At 72.8% G+C, this 17,707-nt stretch carries 17 protein-coding genes and 1 pseudogene; 6 read left to right on the forward strand and 12 right to left on the reverse strand.

Annotated elements, in window-relative coordinates:
* Window positions 1–79 precede the first annotated feature (79 nt).
* A complete protein-coding gene (locus CIB93_RS16895; RefSeq protein ID WP_096627748.1) occupies window positions 80–682 on the forward strand; it encodes a flavin reductase family protein in 603 nt (200 codons plus the stop codon).
* Here the strand turns inward: CIB93_RS16895 and CIB93_RS16900 are convergent.
* Entirely contained in the window at window positions 672–1,988 is a 1,317-nt protein-coding gene (locus tag CIB93_RS16900; RefSeq protein ID WP_096627747.1) for an MFS transporter, read from the reverse strand. The genes CIB93_RS16895 and CIB93_RS16900 overlap by 11 nt on opposite strands.
* Window positions 1,989–2,127: 139 nt before the next feature.
* Window positions 2,128–2,562 carry a DUF2809 domain-containing protein gene (locus CIB93_RS16905; protein ID WP_096627673.1) on the reverse strand — a complete coding sequence of 145 codons (435 nt, stop codon included), beginning with the start codon at window positions 2,560–2,562 and terminating at the stop codon, window positions 2,128–2,130.
* A 73-nt stretch (window positions 2,563–2,635) separates the two neighbouring features.
* On the opposite strand from CIB93_RS16905, the gene CIB93_RS16910 reads away from it, so the two are divergent.
* Entirely contained in the window at window positions 2,636–3,622 is a 987-nt protein-coding gene (locus tag CIB93_RS16910; RefSeq protein WP_096627750.1) for a GlxA family transcriptional regulator, read from the forward strand.
* Here CIB93_RS16910 and CIB93_RS16915 read toward each other — a convergent pair.
* The 4 genes and pseudogenes from CIB93_RS16915 to CIB93_RS16930 form a co-directional block, all read right to left on the reverse strand.
* Window positions 3,619–3,915 (reverse strand): annotated as a pseudogene (locus CIB93_RS16915) (MarR family transcriptional regulator); the annotation flags it as partial. The gene CIB93_RS16910 and the pseudogene CIB93_RS16915 overlap by 4 nt on opposite strands.
* 41 nt (window positions 3,916–3,956) lie before the next feature.
* Window positions 3,957–5,006, reverse strand: a complete 1,050-nt coding sequence (locus CIB93_RS16920) for a Zn-dependent alcohol dehydrogenase (protein WP_096627674.1) — start codon at window positions 5,004–5,006, stop codon at window positions 3,957–3,959.
* Window positions 5,003–6,154, reverse strand: coding sequence for an acyl-CoA dehydrogenase family protein (locus CIB93_RS16925; RefSeq protein WP_096627675.1), 1,152 nt, complete (start codon window positions 6,152–6,154; stop codon window positions 5,003–5,005). Before CIB93_RS16925 ends, CIB93_RS16920 begins: the two co-directional genes overlap by 4 nt.
* A gap of 112 nt (window positions 6,155–6,266) precedes the next feature.
* On the reverse strand, window positions 6,267–7,181 hold the full coding sequence (locus tag CIB93_RS16930) for an SDR family oxidoreductase (protein ID WP_096627676.1): 915 nt from the start codon (window positions 7,179–7,181) through the stop codon (window positions 6,267–6,269).
* Between the two features lie 84 nt (window positions 7,182–7,265).
* Between CIB93_RS16930 and CIB93_RS16935 the strand changes: the two genes are divergently transcribed.
* A complete protein-coding gene (locus CIB93_RS16935) occupies window positions 7,266–8,192 on the forward strand; it encodes a cyclase family protein (protein ID WP_096627677.1) in 927 nt (308 codons plus the stop codon).
* 109 nt (window positions 8,193–8,301) lie between these two features.
* Here the strand turns inward: CIB93_RS16935 and CIB93_RS16940 are convergent, their stop codons facing one another.
* The 4 genes from CIB93_RS16940 to CIB93_RS16955 form a co-directional block, all read right to left on the reverse strand.
* Entirely contained in the window at window positions 8,302–8,799 is a 498-nt protein-coding gene (locus CIB93_RS16940) for an ATP-binding protein (protein WP_096627678.1), read from the reverse strand.
* Window positions 8,800–9,206: 407 nt separating this feature from the next.
* Window positions 9,207–10,199 (reverse strand): acyl-CoA dehydrogenase family protein, encoded by a 993-nt coding sequence (locus CIB93_RS16945; RefSeq protein WP_096627679.1) that lies wholly within the window; start codon window positions 10,197–10,199, stop codon window positions 9,207–9,209.
* 5 nt (window positions 10,200–10,204) lie between these two features.
* Entirely contained in the window at window positions 10,205–11,359 is a 1,155-nt protein-coding gene (locus CIB93_RS16950; protein ID WP_096627680.1) for an acyl-CoA dehydrogenase, read from the reverse strand.
* Between the two features lie 11 nt (window positions 11,360–11,370).
* Window positions 11,371–12,570 carry an amidohydrolase family protein gene (locus CIB93_RS16955; RefSeq protein WP_096627681.1) on the reverse strand — a complete coding sequence of 400 codons (1,200 nt, stop codon included), beginning with the start codon at window positions 12,568–12,570 and terminating at the stop codon, window positions 11,371–11,373.
* A gap of 182 nt (window positions 12,571–12,752) precedes the next feature.
* Between CIB93_RS16955 and CIB93_RS16960 the strand changes: the two genes are divergently transcribed.
* A complete protein-coding gene (locus CIB93_RS16960) occupies window positions 12,753–14,324 on the forward strand; it encodes a class I adenylate-forming enzyme family protein (RefSeq protein ID WP_096627682.1) in 1,572 nt (523 codons plus the stop codon).
* A gap of 49 nt (window positions 14,325–14,373) precedes the next feature.
* Here CIB93_RS16960 and CIB93_RS16965 read toward each other — a convergent pair whose 3' ends face one another.
* Both CIB93_RS16965 and CIB93_RS16970 read right to left on the reverse strand, forming a co-directional pair.
* Complete coding sequence (locus CIB93_RS16965) at window positions 14,374–14,895, reverse strand: EF-hand domain-containing protein (protein WP_096627683.1); 522 nt, start codon at window positions 14,893–14,895, stop codon at window positions 14,374–14,376.
* Window positions 14,896–14,978: 83 nt separating this feature from the next.
* Window positions 14,979–15,353 carry an STAS domain-containing protein gene (locus CIB93_RS16970; protein WP_096627684.1) on the reverse strand — a complete coding sequence of 125 codons (375 nt, stop codon included), beginning with the start codon at window positions 15,351–15,353 and terminating at the stop codon, window positions 14,979–14,981.
* A gap of 329 nt (window positions 15,354–15,682) precedes the next feature.
* Here CIB93_RS16970 and CIB93_RS16975 point away from each other — a divergent pair, with 329 nt between their 5' ends.
* Complete coding sequence (locus tag CIB93_RS16975; RefSeq protein WP_096627685.1) at window positions 15,683–16,276, forward strand: RNA polymerase sigma factor; 594 nt, start codon at window positions 15,683–15,685, stop codon at window positions 16,274–16,276.
* Complete coding sequence (locus CIB93_RS16980) at window positions 16,273–17,697, forward strand: zf-HC2 domain-containing protein (RefSeq protein WP_096627686.1); 1,425 nt, start codon at window positions 16,273–16,275, stop codon at window positions 17,695–17,697. Before CIB93_RS16975 ends, CIB93_RS16980 begins: the two co-directional genes overlap by 4 nt.
* Window positions 17,698–17,707: the final 10 nt, after the last annotated feature.

Below are 17,707 nucleotides of genomic sequence, written 5' to 3' on the forward strand. Positions count from 1 at the left end.
CGGAACGGCCGGCCGCCCCCACGGGTTCACATCTGACGAGCCGTCAGCTCTAATGGACGGCGTGATGGGACACGCAGGCATGGCCGCCACCGCCGTCCGGTACCTCAGGTCCGTCGGCGCAGCCACGACAGCCGCACCGGCCGGAACGCCACCCGGGACACTGCCCCGGCCAGGTCTCAGAGCCGTCCGGGACGACGAGCGGCGGCCCGTCGCGCCGGACGAATTCCGGCGCGTGCTGGGGCACTTCGCCAGTGGCGTCACCGTGATCACCGCCCGTGACACGGACGGGCCGGCGGGCTTCGCCTGCCAGTCCTTCGCCTCGCTCTCGCTGGACCCGCCGCTGGTGTCCTTCATGGTCGCCCGTACGTCGACGACCTGGCCGCGCGTCGCCCGCGCCGGGGCGTTCTGCGTGAACATCCTGGGGGCCGGACAGGGCGCGCTGTGCCGGGGGTTCGCGGTGAGCGGGGCCGACAAGTTCGCGGGGGTGGCCTACGAGGACGCCCCGGCGACCGGGTCGCCGCTGCTGGACTCCGTGCCCGCCTGGATCGACTGCCGTATCCACGCCGTGCACACCGGCGGCGACCATCTCATCGTGGTCGGCCGGGTGGAGGCGCTGGGGGCGACGGACGAGGGCGAGCCCCTCCTCTTCCACCGGGGGGCGTTCGGCCGTTTCAGCCGCTAGCTACGGCCTTGGCGGTCCGGGCGCGGCGGATCACCAGCGCCATCAGGGCCGCCGTCGCACACAGCGCCCCCGACGCGTACCAGACCACGTCGTAGCTGCCGAACACGTCCCGGGCCACCCCGCCGAGGAACGCCACCACTGCCGCGCCCACCTGGTGCGAGGCCAGCACCCAGCCGAAGACGATCGCACTGTCGTCGCCGTACTGCTCCCGGCACAGCGCCAGCGTCGGCGGGACGGTGGCCACCCAGTCGAGACCGTAGAACACGATGAAGAAGACCATCGACGGCCGCACCTCGGGCGCCATCAGCATCGGCAGGAACAGCAGAGAGATCCCGCGCAGCGCGTAGTAGACGGCCAGCAGCCTGCGCGCGTCGAAGCGGTCGGTCAGCCAGCCCGAGAAGATGGTGCCGATGATGTCGAAGACCCCGATCACCGCGAGCAGCGAGGCGGCCGCCGTGACCGGCATGCCGTGGTCGTGGGCGGACGGGACGAAGTGGGTGCGGACCAGGCCGTTGGTGGTGGCCCCGCAGATCGCGAACGTTCCGGCCAGCAGCCAGAACGGCCCGGTGCGCGCCGCGTCGAACAGCACCTTCACCGTGCGGCGCGCGACGCCCCGGGCGGGCGCGGGCTTGTCCACGTACTCCCCGCCGTACGGGGCGAGGCCCGTGTCGGCCGGGTGGTCGCGCATCAGGAGCCAGACGAACGGGACGACGACCAGGGCCGCGAGGGCGACGGTGACCGAGGCGGGCCGCCAGCCGTGCTCGACGACGATCCAGGCGCAGAGCGGGAGGAAGACCAGCTGTCCGGAGGCGCCCGCCGCGGTGAGGATGCCGGTGACCAGGCCCCGGCGGGCCACGAACCAGCGGTTGGTGACGGTCGCGGCGAACGCCATCGCCATGGACCCGGTGCCGAGGCCGACGAGCAGCCCCCAATAGATCATCAGCTGCCAGGAGGCCGTCATCCAGACGCTCGCCAGCGCCCCGGCCGCCACCATGGTCAGCGCGGTCGCCACGACCCGCCGGATGCCGAACCGGTCCATCAGCGCGGCGGCGAACGGGGCCGTCAGCCCGTACAGCGCCATGTCGATGGAGACCGCGAGCCCGATCTCGCCCCGCGACCAGCCGAACTCCGTGTGGAGCGGGTCGATGAGCAGGCCGGGCAGGGAGTTGAAGGCCGCGCCGCCGATGATCGTCACGAAGGTGACGGCGGCCACGATCCACGCCCGGTGGACGCGGGGGCGGCGGCGCGTCTCACGGGGCGGCCGTCGCTCGTCGTCTCGGGCAGCGCTCTCGGTTGTCTGGGTCACGCGGACCAGCTTCCTGGCCTGCACCTTTCCGTACGAGTGGCCGGGAGGACACGGTTCGCAGGAATCGGGCCATGCCGTGGCCCGGGGCGCCGGAAGAAGTTCGGGAGAAGCGGCTCGCCCAGGACCTCCGGTTGCGCTCTCAGCGCCTCCGGCCCCCCGCGTGGACGGCCCAGGCCGCCGCCGCGCCCACCGTGTACCAGAACAGGTCCGGGGCGTTGAACGTCGAGCCGAGGACCAGCCGGGCGGCCGTGCTCCGCGCCGAGAGGTCGGCGGGCACCCCGGTGAGCTGGAGGAACTCGACCGCCCAGCTCAGGGCGAGTGCGGCGCCCGCCACCGCGACCGGCCGCGCGCGGGGCGCGCACAGGGCGGCCAGCGCGCAGAGCAGCACCGTGTAGAGCGCGCTCCCCGCGTGCTTGGCGAAGGCGCCGTCGGTCCCGGCGCGTACGGCGAGGCCCGCGGCCACGGTGAGGACGGCCGCGGCCGCCGCCACCGCGCGGGCCCGGAGCGCGGAGGGCGGGCGGCGACGGACGTGTGCCGCCTCGGGAATGGACGCGGTCCCTGTCGGCTTCTCCATCACGTCAGTAATCTGTATCAGCTCATGGTCTGTACCAGCCACCGGGTCCCCCGTGGTCGCCGAGGAGGCCTTCATGCCGCACCGCGTCGTCGTCCTGGCCCTCGACGGACTGCTCCCCTTCGAACTGGGTATTCCGCAGCGGATCTTCGGCCGCTCCGTCAGCATGGAGCCGGGCGGACCGAGCAAGCCTCTGTACAACGTCGTGACCTGCTCGGTCCGCCCGCCGGGACCGGTCCGTACGGACGCGGACTTCTCCGTCCTCGTGGAGCACGGCCCGGAGCTGCTGGCCACCGCCGACACGGTCGTCGTCCCCGCCTCCTACGAGCTGGGCCCGGTATTCGAGGAGGGCAGGCTCACCGAGGACCTGGCGGCCGCGCTCGCCCGGGTCCGGCCCGGCACCCGGATGGTGTCCATCTGCACCGGCAGCTACGTCCTGGCCGCAGCCGGGTATCTCGACGGCCGCCCCGCCACCACGCACTGGGCCTCCGCCGACCATTTCCAGCGGACGTTCCCGCAGGTCCGCGTCGACCCGGGCGTCCTGTTCATCGACGACGGGGACGTTCTCACCTCCGCCGGGGTCGCCGCCGGCATCGACCTGTGCCTGCACCTCGTGCGCCGCGACCACGGCGCGGCCGTCGCGAACGAGGTCGCCCGCCGCACGGTGGTCCCCCCGCACCGGGACGGCGGCCAGGCCCAGTACATCCACCGGCCCCTCCCCGAACCGCAGTTCGCGACCACCACCGCCGCCCGGGCCTGGGCGCTCGCCCGGCTGGAGCGGCCGATCCTGCTGCGGGACATGGCGGAGCAGGAGGCGATGAGCGTACGGACGTTCACCCGCCGCTTCCGCGAGGAGGTCGGGATCAGCCCCGGCCAGTGGCTCACGCAGCAGCGCGTGGAGCGGGCCCGCCATCTGCTGGAGTCGACGGACCTGTCGATCGACCAGGTCGCCCGGGACGCCGGCTTCGGCACGGCGACCTCCCTGCGCCAGCACCTCCAGGCGGCCCTGGGCGTGCCGCCGACGGTTTACCGGCGTACGTTCCGGGCCTCGGCGAACACCTAAGGATTGTCCCTGCCGCCCCCGACGTTGGTGACCATCCTGCGCAGGACCTTGAGCGCGGCCACGTACTCCTCACCGCTGATGCCTTCGTGGACCACGGCACGCAGCTCGGTCGCCGGCTCGCGCAGTCCCACCTTGGCCGCCTCCCCGGCATCGGTGAGGTGCAGGCACTGCCCGGTACCGATCCGCAGCCAGCCGCGGTGGACCAGCTGGTCGATGGTGCGCTCAACCTCGTGCGGTCCGTCCGCCACGGAGGTCAGCTGGGTGACGACCTCCTCGCGGCGCGGCGCCTCCGGCCAGGCGGTGTCCGGTCACCGCCCCGGACCGAGCCGGTGGATCAGAAGACCAGGACCCCCCGCGCCACCCTCCCGTGATGCGCGTCGTCGGCCGCCTTGGCGAAGTCCTCCACCGGGTACGTCTCCGTCACCAGCTCGTCCAGCAGCAGCCGGCCCTCCCGGTACAGGTCCGCGTACAGGGCGATGTCGCGCTGCGGCCGCGAGGAGCCGTAACGGCACCCGAGGATCGACTTGTCCAGGTACATCGAGGAGACGACGAACGACGCCTCGGCACTCGCCGCCGGTACGCCCAACAGCACCGCCTGTCCGTGCCGGTCCAGCAGGTCGATCGCCTGCCGGATCAGCTCGGTGCGGCCGACGCACTCGAAGGCGTGATCGGCGCCGGCGGGGAGGATGTCGCGTACGCCGTCGGCGCTCGTCAGGAAGTGCGTGGCGCCGAACTGCCGGGCCACCGCCTCCTTCGCCGGGTTGCTGTCGACGGCGACGACGGTGAGCGCACCCGCCAGCCGGGCCCCCTGGAGCACGTTGAGGCCGATGCCGCCGGTGCCGATGACCACGACGCTGTCACCCCGGTCGACCTTCGCCCGGTTGAGTACGGCCCCGACACCGGTGAGGACCCCGCAGCCGATCAGGGCGGCGGAGGTGAGGGGCAGGTCGGCCGGGATCTTCACGGCCTGCACGGCACGCACCAACGTACGTTCCGCGAAAGCCGAGTTGGAGGCGAACTGGAAGAGTTCCTCGCCGGCGCGCGAGAACGGTCTTCCCGGGCGGCCGATCGCTCTCCTGCACATCGTCGGCCTGCCCCGGTCGCACTGGGCGCAGGCCCCGCAGTTGGCGAGGGTGGACAGCGCGACGTGATCACCGGGCCGTACGTGGCTGACGCCGGGGCCCACCGCCTCCACCACGCCCGCGCCCTCGTGGCCGAGCACGACGGGGACCGGAAAGGGGATCGTGCCGTCGATCACCGACAGGTCGCTGTGGCAGAGACCGGCGGCGGCCACCGCCACCAGGACCTCCCCCGGGCCCGGTTCGCGTATCTCCAGGTCATCCACGACCTCGGTCCGTGTGCCGTCGAAGACGACGCCTCTCATCTCGGCTCCCTCGGTAGGCCGAGCACCCGCTCGGCGATGATGTTCCGCTGGATCTCGTCGGAGCCGCCGTAGATGGTGTCGGCCCGGGTGAAGAGGAACAGGTGCTGTGCGTCGGTGAGTTCGTAGGGGCGCGCCGGTGACCAGGGTCGCTGCCCGACGGCCCCCGCCTCGCCGCTCACCTCCACCGCCAGCTCGCCGAGCCGCTGGTGCCAGCCGCCCCACAGCAGCTTCGCCACGCTGGGCGCGCCCGGGTCGCCGGTGGCGCCCAGGGTGCGCAGGGCGTGCCGGCGCATGGTGACCAGCTCGGCCCACTGGCGTACGAGCCGGGCTCTGATGACCGGGTCCTCGGCGGCCCCGCTCGCCTCGGCGGCGCGCACGACGCCCTCCAGCTCGGCGGCGAACCCGATCTGCTGGGCCAGGGTGGAGACCCCCCGCTCCAGGGCGAGGAGGCCCATGGCGACCTGCCAGCCGTTGCCCTCCCCGCCGACCGTCTCGGCGGCCCGGGCCCCGTCGAAGAACACCTCGTTGAACTCGCTGGTCCCGGTCATCTGCCGGATCGGCCGTACGTCGATCCGGCCCGGCTGGTCCATGTCGACCAGGAGGAAGGAGAGGCCGTGGTGACGGGTGGAACCGGGTTCGGTGCGGGCGAGGACGAAGCACCAGTCGGCGTCCTGGGCGAGCGAGGTCCAGATCTTCTGCCCGGTCACGGCGTACCCGCCGGTCCCGTCCGGGGCGGCGACGGTCCGCACACCCGCGAGGTCGGACCCGGCGCCCGGTTCGCTGTACCCCTGGCACCACAGGGTCTCGCCCCGGGCGACGGGGGGCAGATGGCGGTGCTTCTGCTCCTCGGTGCCGTACGCGATGAGGGTCGGGGCGAGGAGGTTCTCCCCGATGTGGCCCATGCGGGCGGGGGCGGTGGAGCGGGCGTACTCCTCGGCCCAGACGACCTGTTGGGTGAGGGTGGCACGGCGGTTGCCGTAGCCCTCGCCGTCCTCGCCGGGCCAGCCGAGCCCGATCCAGCCCGCCCGGCCCAGCTCACGTTCCCACGCGCGGGGGGTGGGGGCGGGGGTTCGGGCGAGATGGGATTCCAGCCAGGTGCGGGCTCGGGTGCGGAAGTCGTCGTCCTCGGACGTGAAGCGAAAGTCCATGCGTTCCTCCTGCTCGTCCCTGAGAGCTCCGCCCCCAGCCCCCGCTGCTCCCTCGCCGGAGTGGCCGCTGGTTCCGGCCCCGCTCCTCCGTCGGGCGGAGCCAGGAGGGTGGTCATTGGTTCGGCCGGGCCCCCGACCTCGCCGCCGCCGCCATCTCCTCCAGCCGCGCCAGCATCGGCATCGGGTCGGTGCCCACCGTCCCCGGGAGGAAGTCCGCGATCCGCTCCGGGGTCCAGGGGCCCTCCGCGTAACCGGCCCGCAGCTCCCTCGGCTGGGCCCAGACCGCGATCTTGGGGCCCGCGATCGTGTACACCTGGCCGGTGATCCTCTCCTCCCGCGCCCGGTCGCTGAGCAGGTAGACCACCAGCGCCGCCACGTCCTCCGGCTCGCCGATCTCCTTCAGCTCCATCGGGACCCCGGCGGACATCCGGGTCCGGGCGACCGGGGCGACCGCGTTCGCCGTCACGCCGTACCTGTGCAGGCCGAGCGCCGCACTGCGGACCAGCGAGATGATGCCGCCCTTGGCCGCGCTGTAGTTGGCCTGGGAGACGCTGCCCTGGTGGTTGCCGCTGGTGAAGCCGATCAGCGTGCCGCCGCCCTCCTGCTTGCGCATCACCGCCGAGGCCGCCCGGAAGACCGTGAACGTGCCCTTGAGGTGGGTGGCCAGGACCGGGTCCCACTCCTCCTCGGACATGTTGAACAGCATCCGCTCGCGCAGAATCCCGGCCACGCAGACCACCCCGTCGAGCCGGCCGTACTCCGCCAGCGCGGTGTCCACGATCCGCTGTCCGCCCGCCATCGTGGAGATGTCGTCGGCCGCCGCGACCGCCTCGCCGCCCGCCGCCTCGATCTCCTTGACGACGGACCGGGCTATCTCGCTGGTCGGCTCGGAGCCCTCGACGGAGACGCCGTAGTCGTTGACGACGACCCGCGCCCCCTCCGCCGCCGCGGCGAGCGCGACCGCCCGCCCGATGCCCCGGCCGGCCCCCGTCACGGCGACCACCCTGCCTGCCAAGAAGTTCCCCATGCCTGGCCCCTTCCCGTGGTTTCTGACGGACCGTTAGATTTTATGGGCAGTCGGATACTCCGGCACAAGCCCCAGGAGGCCCCCATGTCCCTGCCCGCCGCGTTCCACGAGATCGCCGAGCGCGTGAACAACTGGGGCCGCTGGGGGGAGGAGGACGAGCGCGGGACGCTCAACCTGATCACCGACGCCGTCGTACGGGAGGCCGCCGCCACCGTCCGAACCGGCCGCCGGATACCGCTCGCCCTGCCGCTCCAGCAGGACGGGGTGCAGAGCGGGCTGATCCCGGGCCGGGTCAATCCGCTACACACGATGGTCCAGATCAACCAGGAGATCTTCGGCCCCGGCACGGTCGCCACCAGCGACGACGCCGTCACGATGGGGCTCCAGGCCGCGACCCACTGGGACGCCCTCACCCACGCCTCGCACAGCGGGAAGATCTACAACGGCCGCCCGGCGGACACGATCACGGCGCACGCCGGAGCGCGGTTCTCGTCCATCGCCGCCGTGGGCCACCTCGTCTCGCGCGGCGTGCTTCTTGATGTCGCGCGCGCCCGGGGCGTGGACCGGCTGCCGGGCGATCACGCCGTCACGCCGGAGGACCTGTCGGCGGCGGAGGAGTTCGGAGGCGTACGGGTACGGGCCGGGGACATCGTGCTCGTACGGACCGGGCAGGTGCAGGTGGCGCTGGCCGGGGACCGGCACGCCTACGGCTACCCGTCACCGGGGCTCTCCGTGCGCACGCCCGAGTGGTTCCACGCGCGGGACGTGGCCGCCGTCGCCAACGACACCCTGACCTTCGAGATCTTTCCACCGGAGATCGAGGACCTGTGGATGCCGGTGCACGCCCTGCACCTGGTGGAGATGGGCATGCTCCAGGGCCAGAACTGGAACCTGGAGGCGCTGTCCACCGCCTGTGCGGAGGAGGGACGGCGCGCGTTCCTGCTCACGGCCACGCCGGAGCCGTTCACCGGGGCCACCGGCTCTCCGGTCGCCCCGGTCGCGGTCCTGTGAGCGGCGGAACGGGCCCCGGCGGACCGCCGACCGCCGACCGCCGACCGCCGACCTCAGCCTTCAGGCCTCAGGCCAGTGGTGAGCGGCCCCGACGGGAAAGCCGCGGTCCTCAGGCCAGGTTGGTGAAGACGCACGTGGGCGGCTCGCACGTCTCGCCGCCCTGGATGACCACCGTGGGCGTCTCCTGGGGTCGCACCGGCGCGCTCCGGTCGACCTCGCACCAGATCTGCTTCCCGGCGCCCTCCGGCTGCCAGCCCCAGCGGTCCGCGAGGCCGTCCACCAGCTCCAGGCCCCGGCCGTTGGTGTCGTCGCCCTCCGCGTGGCGCTGGAGCGGCGGGCGGTCGCTGGCGTCCGCGACCTCCACCCGGACCGTGCCGCCCGCCCCGGAGGCTCCGGTCCCGCCGAACAGCATCCGCAGCACGGCCGGGCAGCCCGTGTGGACGACCGCGTTGGTGACCAGCTCCGAGATCAGCAGGATGAGCGTTTCGGCGAGCGGCTCGTCATCGCCTATCCCGGAACCGACCAGGCGCGACCGCGCCCACTTACGGGCCCGCCCCACCTCTGCGGGATCCGGACCGACCTCCAGCTGAACCTGAAGCACCTGCACCGCTCACACCATCCGAACCGGCGGACACATCGCCTCGCGCCTTCTCAGGGTCACGGAACGTGTTTCCCTTACGCGAAAGCATGGTTGACGTACAGTCACCGCAACAAGCGCTTCGGGCATATTCCAGCGCGAAGGAGTACGCGTGGTGCATACTGTGCGACGCACGCTGCGGGGAGTCGAACAGGAGCGCGCAGAGACCGCGAGAATCGCTTCCCGGGCAGGCCCGGCGCATCTCCGGCAAGAGCCCTCGCCCCGGACCGGAGCCGCCGCACAGGCCGCCCCCGGATCGCCCGGTTCCAGAACCACTCGCATCCCACGGAGCGTACCCGAGCCGGACCCCGACTCCACCCGGTGACGAATCACGCAAAGGACACAAGCCGGTATCGACGCCGACCGGCTGCACTGAGTCACCCTCCACCCCCGGCTTCCGCACCTGCGCGACCGTACGCCGCCGAGCTGCCGGGAAGCGGCCCTGCGGCCCCCAGATCGGCGGCGAGCAGCTCCTCGGCCGCCGCCCCGCCGAGCCAGCACGCGGACCGCAGCCAGGCCCGTTTGAGGTGGAGGTGAACATCTGCCTCCCAGGTGAAGCCCAGTCCGCCATGGATCTGGAGGCAGTCGCGGGCGTTGCGGACGGCCGCATCGTCGGCGAGCAGCTTGGCCGCCGCGATCTCCACCGGATCGCCGGTGACCGCTGCCGCGTACACGGCGGCGCGGGCCGGTTCGGTGCGGGCGAGCATGTCGGCGCAGAGATGTTTGACCGCCTGGAACGATCCGATGGGCCATCCGAACTGCTCGCGCTCCCCGGCGTGTTGAACGGCCGCCTCGGTGGTCCGGGCGGCGCTGCCGAGCTGTTCGGCGGCGGTCAGCAGCGCGGCCTCGCACCGGAACCGCTCCGAGTGCGCCGTGGTGCGCTCCGCCGGCGGCATCCGGTGCAGCGGCGTGAGCGGGTCCATCGACCGTACGGGCCGGGCGGCGGCCGCACAGGCGTGCAGCGCCTCCCCGGTGAGCGCCTCCGCGCCCGCCAGCACCGCGTCCGCCTCCCCCAGGTGCGCCACCGGCAGACGCCCGTCCGCCGCCGTCACCACCGCCTCGCCCTCCGCGGCCCCCTTCACCAGGCCCGCCGCGAGGTGGGTGGCGACCAGCGGGCCCGGCAGCAGTGCCCGGCCCGCCTCCTCGAAGAGCAGCACGGCTTCCGGGAGCCCGAGCCCCACCCCGCCTTCCGCCTCCGGGAGCCGCAACGCGAAGAACCCGGCCGCGCCCAGCTCCCGCCACAGGCCCCGGTCCACCGCCCCGCCCCGCTCCACCGCCGCCCGCAGCCGGCCACGGTCGAACACCGCCCCGAGCAGGTCGCGCATCCCGGACCGCAGGGCCCGCTGGTCGTCCGAGAGCTGGAAGTCCACGGTGGTCAGCGCCCCTTCGGCAGGCCGAGGATGCGCTCGGCGACGATGTTCCGCTGGATCTGCGAGGTGCCCGCCGCGATCGTGTACGAGAGGGAGGAGAGCCGGTCCAGGACCCATTCCCGGTCCATGTCGAACGCGTCAGCGCCCAGCACCTCCGCCGCCGCCTCGTACAGCTCCTGGCGGACCCCGGAGTAGCGCAGCTTGAAGACCGAGCCGCCGATACCCGGGACCCCGCCCGTGCGCTGGGACTCGCTGACGTTCCACTGGGTGAGCCGCCACAGGGACCGCAGCTCGGCGTTCAACCGGCCCAGCCTCCGCCGCAGCACCGGGTCGTCCCAGCGCCCGTTGGACCGGGCCTCGTCGGCGAGCACGTCCAGGGTGCGGCGGCAGGCCACGACCTCGCCGACGAAGGCCGTACCGCGTTCGAAGGAGAGGGTGACCATGGTGACCCGCCAGCCGTCGTTCTCGGCCCCGACCCGGTTGCGTACCGGCACCCTGACCTCGTCGAGGAACATCTCCGCGAACTCCGTGGACCCCGCCAGGGTCCGCAGCGGGCGGACCGTGATGCCGGGCGCGTCCATCGGCATCGCGAGCCAGCTGATCCCCCGGTGCTTCGGCGCCTTCGGGTCCGTACGCACGAGCAGTTCGCACCAGTCGGCGACCTCCGCGTGCGAGGTCCAGATCTTGCTGCCGCTGATCACGTAGTCGTCGCCGTCGCGCACCGCCCGCGTCCGCAGTGCGGCCAGGTCGGACCCCGCGTCCGGCTCGCTGAACCCCTGGCACCAGACCTCGTCGCCGCGCAGCACCGGGGGCAGCCAGCGGGCCCGCTGCTCGGCCGTGCCCTCGGCGGCGACGGTCGGCCCGGCGTGCAGCAGCCCGACGAAGTTCGCCCCGACATAGGGCGCTCCGGCCTTCTCCGTCTCCTCCAGGAAGATCAGATGCTGGGTCGGGGTCGCACCCCGCCCGCCCGCGTCGACCGGCCAGTGCAGGCCCGCGTACCCGGCGTCGTACAGCATCCGCTGCCAGGTCGTGTCGTACGCCCGGCGCGCGGGCCAGTCGTCGGGCGAGGGCTTGGCGGGCAGGCCGGGGAGCACGGCGGCCAGCCACTCCCGCAGCCGCCCCCGGAACTCCTCCTCGGCCTTCGTGTACGCGAGATCCACGGTTCCGCCGCCTACTTGTCCAGGTCCAGGCCGAGCATCCGGATGGCGTTTCCGCGCATCAGTTTGTAGACGGTCTCCTCGTCCAGTCCCTTGACGTGGTCGAGCGCGACCTCCTTGGTGTGCGGGAAGGTCGAGTCCACGTGCGGGTAATCGGTCTCGAAGGTGGCGTTGTCCCGCCCGACGACGTCGAGCGCGGAGATGCCGTGCTTGTCGCGGAAGAAGCAGCAGAAGATCTGCCGGTAGTAGTACGTGGACGGCGGCTCGGGGATCAGATCGCGCACCCCGCCCCAGGCCCGGTGCTCCTCCCACACGTCGTCGGCGCGCTCCAGGGCGTACGGTATCCACCCCATCTGGCCCTCGCTGTAAGCCAGTTTCAGCGTCGGGAACTTCACCAGCACCCCGCTGAAGAGGAAGTCCATCATCGAGGCCATCGCGTTGTTGAAGGAGAGCGAGGCCTGCACGGCCGGGGGCGCGTCCGGGGAGGCCGCGGGCATCTGGGAGCTGGACCCGATGTGCATGTTGACGACCGTGCCGGTCTCCTGACAGACCGCGAAGAACGGGTCCCAGTAGCCGGTGTGGATGGACGGGAGTCCCAGGTGGGTGGGGATCTCGGAGAAGGTGACCGCCCGTACGCCCCGGGCCGCGTTCCGCTTGATCTCCGCCACCGCGAGGCCGATGTCCCAGAGCGGGATGATGCAGAGCGGGATGAGGCGTCCGCCGCTGTCGCCGCACCACTCCTCGACCATCCAGTCGTTGTAGGCGCGTACGCAGGCGAGGGCGACCTCCTTGTCGTGCGCCTCGGCGAAGGTCTGCCCGCAGAAGCGCGGGAAGGTCGGGAAGCAGAGGGAGGCCTCGACGTGGTTGAGGTCCATGTCCTTGAGCCGTTCGGCCGGGTCCCAGCAGCCGGGACGCATCTCGGCCCGGGTGATTCCCTCCAGGGTCATGTCGTCGCGGTCGAAGCCGACGGCGGCGATGTTCCGCTTGTACGGGAACTTCAGGTCCTCGTAGATCCACCAGTCGGCCGGCGGCCCGTCCGGGTCCATCGTGATGACGTACTTCCCGCCCGTGTACGCCAGCTCACCGATGCCCGCCGTCAGCGGCTGCGGCCCCCGCTCGCGGTACTTCGCGGGGAGCCAGGCGGCGAAGAGGTGCGCGGGCTCGATCACATGGTCGTCGACGCTGACGATCCGAGGCAGTTCCGTGTCCGTCATGGTGTGCCGTCCCCTCCGCGCACCCGGCGCACCCGTCGGGTTCCCGGGCGCGGGCGCCATTTCTGATGGTCCGTCAGATTCGGTTGCGGCCATCAGGCTAGCCCCGCACCCCTGGACCGACAAGGCGCGGAGCCCTACGCTCTCCGCACTATCTGACTACTCGTCAGCTCGGAGGGACCCCTGTGACCGCCGTGAACGACGTGACCGCGACCGCCCACGCGCTGGGCGCGTCCCGCACCTTCTGGGAGCTGATCGAGGCGCGCGCCGCCCTCACCCCCGACCGCCCGGTCCTGCTCCAGGAGGACCGGTCCCTGACCTTCGGCGGGCTGCGGGACCGCGCCGAGCGCGTGGCCGCCGGGCTGTACGGGATGGGCGTGCGGGCGGGCAGCGTGGTCGCCTGGCAGCTGCCGACCCGGCTGGAGACGGCCCTGCTCTCCTTCGCCCTGACCCGGCTCGGGGCCGTACAGACCCCGGTCATCCCGTTCTACCGGGACCGCGAAGTGCGGTTCGCCCTCAGGGAGTCGGGTGCGGCGTTCTTCGCCGTGCCGGGCGTCCGGCGCGGCTTCGACCACACCGCGATGGCCGAGCGGATCGCCGGGGAACTGGCCGACCCGCCGCGCGTCTTCGAGGCGTACGACACCCTCCCCGACGGCGATCCGGCCGTGCTGCCGCCCCCGCCCGGACCGGAGACGGGCGAGGAGATCCGCTGGATCTACTGGACCTCGGGCACCACATCCGACCCCAAGGGCGTCCTGCACACCGACCGTTCCCTGATCGCGGGCGGCTCCTGCCTCGCCCATGCCCTGAAACTCTCGGCGGACGACGTGGGTTCGATGGCGTTCCCGTACGCGCATGTCGCCGGGCCCGACTACACGGTGATGCTGCTGCTGTACGGGTTCCCGGCGGTGATGTTCGAGCAGTTCGCGCTGCCGGACGCGCTGGCGGAGTACCGGCGCCACGGGGTGACCGTGGCGGGCGGGTCGACCGCGTTCTACGCGATGTTCCTGGCCGAGCAGCGCAAGGCGCCGGACCGGCCGCTCATCCCGTCGCTGCGGCTGCTCGCGGGCGGCGGGGCGCCGAAGCCGCCGGAGGTGTACCACGCGGTGGTACGGGAGATGGGCGTCCAGCTCACCCACGGGTACGGCATGACCGAGGTCCCGATGATCACCATGGGAGCGCCGGACGACACCCCGGAGAACCTGGCCCTGACCGAGGGGCGGCCGCCGGAGGGGATGGAGATCCGGATCGCCGACGAGCACGGCAAGCCGCTCCCGTGCGGAAGCGAGGGCGAGGTGCGGCTGCGCGGGGAGGCGGTCTGCCGGGGGTATCTGGACGCCGCCGCCTCCGCCGCGGCCTTCGACGCCGAGGGGTTCCTGATCACCGGGGACCTGGGGCGGCTCCAGGAGAGCGGGCACCTCACGCTCACCGGGCGGCTCAAGGACATCATCATCCGCAAGGGCGAGAACATCTCCGCCAAGGAGATCGAGGACCTGCTGCACATCCACCCGGGCGTGGCCGACGCGGCGGTCATCGGGCTCCCGGACGCGGAGCGCGGCGAACGGGTCTGCGCGGTGGTCGAACAGCCGCCAGGCGCCCCGCCCCTGACGCTCGCCGAACTCTCCGCCCATCTGCGGGGCGCGGGGCTCTCCGTCCACAAGCTGCCCGAGCAGCTGGAGGTGCTCGACGCGCTGCCCCGCAACGAGACACTGCGCAAGGTGCTCAAATACCGGCTGCGGGAACGGTTCGGCGGGTGAGGAGAGGCGTTACGGGGGCGGCGCGCCGCCCCCGTAACGCCCGGAACGTCTACGCGTCCGGCTCGATCACCGTGAAGTACGCGGCGAACGCCGCCATCACATCGCTCTCCGCGATCTGTCCGTCCCGGTCCGTGTCCAGGCTCTGGGCCGCGATGCCCGCGATCTCGTCGCCCGCCCCGAGCACCCGGAGCGCCCGCTCCACCGCCGCCACCGATGCTCTGCCGCCGTTGTCGCTGTCCGCGACGGCGATGGCCGCCCGCAGGAAGGGCCGGGCGATCTCCGCGAACCTTTCCGGATTGTCCCGGAGCCGCTTCACCGCCCCGCCCACGAACTCCTCACGGGTGACCCGCTGGTCCCCGTCCACATCGGCGATCCCCGCCATGCCCTGCCAGAAGGCCTCGGCACCGGTGTAGAGCGCCTGGCCCTTGTCGCAGCGGGCCGTCGTACCGAACTCGGTGAGCAGACGGGCGGCTGCGGCGTTGAAATCGGCGCGATCGATGTAGCCGTTGCCGTCCTGGTCGAAGGCGGCGAAGCGGTGCGCGATCTTTCGCTCGTACTCTGCGCTGTCCATGCGGGGAGCGTACGACGCCCGGGGCCTTCACGTGTCACCGAGAAGCTGTTCCTGTGTGACAACCTCGCATCACCGGGCCCGACTCAGGCGCTCAGCGGACTGCGCTCCTCGTCGGCCGCCGACCGCGCGTCGGGGTAGACGTCGAAGAGGCGGCGCACCCCGAGCGCCCCCAGCACCTTGTTGACGTGCGAACCGTCCTCCGCGCCCCGGGCCGGAAGGATCAGCCGCAGCCTGCCGCCGCAGGACTTCATCAGCCGCCGCGACGCGATCAGTACGCCCACACCACTGGAGTCGCAGAAGAAGACGTCGGACAGGTCGAGCACCACATCGCGCCGCCCCTCGGCGACCGCCTCGTGGACGGACTGACGCACGACGGGTGAGGTCACCAGATCGAGTTCGCCCCGTATCCGGAGCACGGTCCAGTCACCCTGCTCGGTCTCGTCCACCTTCAGCGTCACGCGACTGGACCTCTCGTTCCGGGGGCTCCCGGCAACCCGGAAGTTTCCGTTCCTCCTCGCGGCTGCCCCACCGCGCCTCCATGAAACACCGACGTGCCCGCCGGAGCCCAGGCGGTTTCCGGCGGAAATGCTCACTTCGGCCCGTTTTCGCTGTTCAGAGATGGCGAGGAAGCGCCTGTGGCCGAAATGCACTACCGTCGGCGGCCACACCGCGCGGCAACGCAGTTGCCGCAAAGGCGCGTACGCCGCCCGCCCGGCGGACTACATTCGGTCAGCGAGGGCAGAGGGTGGATCTACCGGGCTGGGCAGAGGGCGGGGCTGGGGGTTTCATGGCGAAGGACACACCGCCGCGCTGGGACCGCAGGATGCAGCAGAGGCTGGCCCGCGGCGAGGCGGCGGCGCTCGGTGAGCTGTACGACCGGTTCGCCTCCCTCGTCCACAGCCAGGCCCACCGGATGCTGGACGACGAGGACGCCGCGGACTTGGTGACCCGCGAGGTCTTCGCCCAGGTCTGGGAGAACCCCGAGGCGTACGACCCGAAGCAGGGCTCGATGCGTTCCTGGGTGGCCCGGCTCACCCACCTCCAGTCCGTACGGCGGCTGCGCCGGGCGGCGGCCACGTCGTACGAGGCGGAGCACGGCGAGGGCGCCGTGCCCGACCCGGAGGAGCTGGAGCGGCGGGTGAGCAGCGCCACGGCGGCCGCCCGCGCCGACTACATCGTCTCCTCGATGCCCGCCCCGCTGCGGCAGGCACTGGAGCTGGCCTACATCCAGCGCCGCGACTACCGCCAGACCGCCGCGGACCTCGGGGTCACCGAGGACGAGGCCCGTCGCCGCCTCCGGCTGGGCCTCCAGCTGCTCTCCACCGCCAACGCCCGCCCGCTCGAAGGGACCGCGCCACCCGGTTACGGACGAGCCCGGTGAGCGGCGACGGCCGGGAGAGCGACGGCCGTGACGAGGAGGTGCGGGGCGCGCGCCGGATACCGGGCCCGCGCTGGGCGGCGGACGACCTCGACCTGGAGTCGATGCCGCCGCCCGTGCTGCCGCCGCCCGGCGACGCGGCCGCGCCCGACGAGGTCGTACCGGAACAGGCCGCGCCGGAGGACGCCGGGCCGGCTGCACACGTGGCCGAACGGATCGCGCCCGGCGACGACGTGTACGAGGACGGCCTGCGGGAGGCCCCCATGCCCTCCGGAACCGAGCCGGACGAGTGGCCGGGACCGCCCCGGCCGACACCCGCGCCGGTCCTCTCGCACCAGGTCCTCAAGGCGCTCCTCGGTGCCTGGGCGCTGTCCGCCTGTTCGGCGGAGGAGACCGCCGCCGTGGAGGACCACCTCACCGGGTGCGCCCCGTGCGCGGACGAGGCGCTGCGGCTGCGGGACGCCGTGGGGCTGCTGCACACCGGCGGCTCGCTGGACCTCGATCCGACCTTGCGGACCCGGGTGATGGACGGCTGCCTGGGCCGTCGCCCGGCCCGGATTCCCGTTCCCGAGTGGGCCGCGCCGTACGACGCCGAGACCGCCCGGCTGGACGCTCTGCTCCGCGACATCGGGGACGCCGAATGGCATGCGCCGGTGCGGCTCCAGTGGTTCGAGGAGGAGCGCCCGGTCAGCCGCCGGGCGACGGTCGCCGCGGTGATCGGCCATCTGAGGGCGGTCGACGGGCTGCTGTCCGCCGCGCTCGGCCTCGACGACCCGCTCGGCGGCGGCGACGTACCGCTCGACCCCACCGAGCGCACCGAGGCGTACTGGTCGGCGACGCGGCCGCCGGCCACCCGTGCCGTCCGCGAGCCCTGGCGGGACCAGAGCCACGAGCTGATCCGTACGGCGTCCCTCGCCGGGCGGAACGTCGCCGAGACCTACGTCTCCTACGGTGCCTTCGCCCTGCCGCTCCAGGACGCGCTGCTGGAGCGGGCCTTCGAGTGCTGGGTGCATGGCGGGGACATCGCCGACGCCGTGGACTACCCGTACAAGGCCCCGTCCGCCGCCCATCTGCACCGGATGATCGACCTCGCGGCCCGGCTGCTCCCGGCCGCCCTCGCGGGCCGCCGCGGCGCCGGACTGGCCGGACCGGTCAGGGAACTGGTCGCGGCCGGGGCGCCGGGCCGCTCGCTCCACCTGGAGATCGAGGGGCACGGCGGGGGCGACTGGTACATCGCGCTGGACTCACCGGCCGCCGTCGGGTCGCCCGAGCGCGCGGTGGCGACGGTGGCCCTGGACGGGGTGGAGTTCTGCCGGCTCGTCGCGGGCCACATCCCGCCGGTGGAAGCGGCGGCGGGCCAGGAGGGCGACCGGGAGGCCATCCGCGACGTGCTGTTCGCGGCGGCCTCGCTCAGCCGGTTGTGACGCGGCGCCC

The organism is Streptomyces sp. WZ.A104 (assembly GCF_002382885.1).
Taxonomy (GTDB): domain Bacteria; phylum Actinomycetota; class Actinomycetes; order Streptomycetales; family Streptomycetaceae; genus Streptomyces.

What these genes read in the sequence shown, in the direction of transcription:
- CIB93_RS16925 (WP_096627675.1), bottom strand. Translation starts at nt 6,154, where the DNA reads ATGGACTTTCGCTTCACGTCCGAGGACGACGACTTCCGCACCCGAGCC.
- CIB93_RS16975 (WP_096627685.1), top strand. Translation starts at nt 15,683, where the DNA reads ATGGCGAAGGACACACCGCCGCGCTGGGACCGCAGGATGCAGCAGAGG.
- CIB93_RS16905 (WP_096627673.1), bottom strand. Translation starts at nt 2,562, where the DNA reads ATGGAGAAGCCGACAGGGACCGCGTCCATTCCCGAGGCGGCACACGTC.
- CIB93_RS16895 (WP_096627748.1), top strand. Translation starts at nt 80, where the DNA reads ATGGCCGCCACCGCCGTCCGGTACCTCAGGTCCGTCGGCGCAGCCACG.
- CIB93_RS16935 (WP_096627677.1), top strand. Translation starts at nt 7,266, where the DNA reads ATGTCCCTGCCCGCCGCGTTCCACGAGATCGCCGAGCGCGTGAACAAC.
- CIB93_RS16910 (WP_096627750.1), top strand. Translation starts at nt 2,636, where the DNA reads ATGCCGCACCGCGTCGTCGTCCTGGCCCTCGACGGACTGCTCCCCTTC.
- CIB93_RS16965 (WP_096627683.1), bottom strand. Translation starts at nt 14,895, where the DNA reads ATGGACAGCGCAGAGTACGAGCGAAAGATCGCGCACCGCTTCGCCGCC.
- CIB93_RS16930 (WP_096627676.1), bottom strand. Translation starts at nt 7,181, where the DNA reads ATGGGGAACTTCTTGGCAGGCAGGGTGGTCGCCGTGACGGGGGCCGGC.
- CIB93_RS16920 (WP_096627674.1), bottom strand. Translation starts at nt 5,006, where the DNA reads ATGAGAGGCGTCGTCTTCGACGGCACACGGACCGAGGTCGTGGATGAC.
- CIB93_RS16955 (WP_096627681.1), bottom strand. Translation starts at nt 12,570, where the DNA reads ATGACGGACACGGAACTGCCTCGGATCGTCAGCGTCGACGACCATGTG.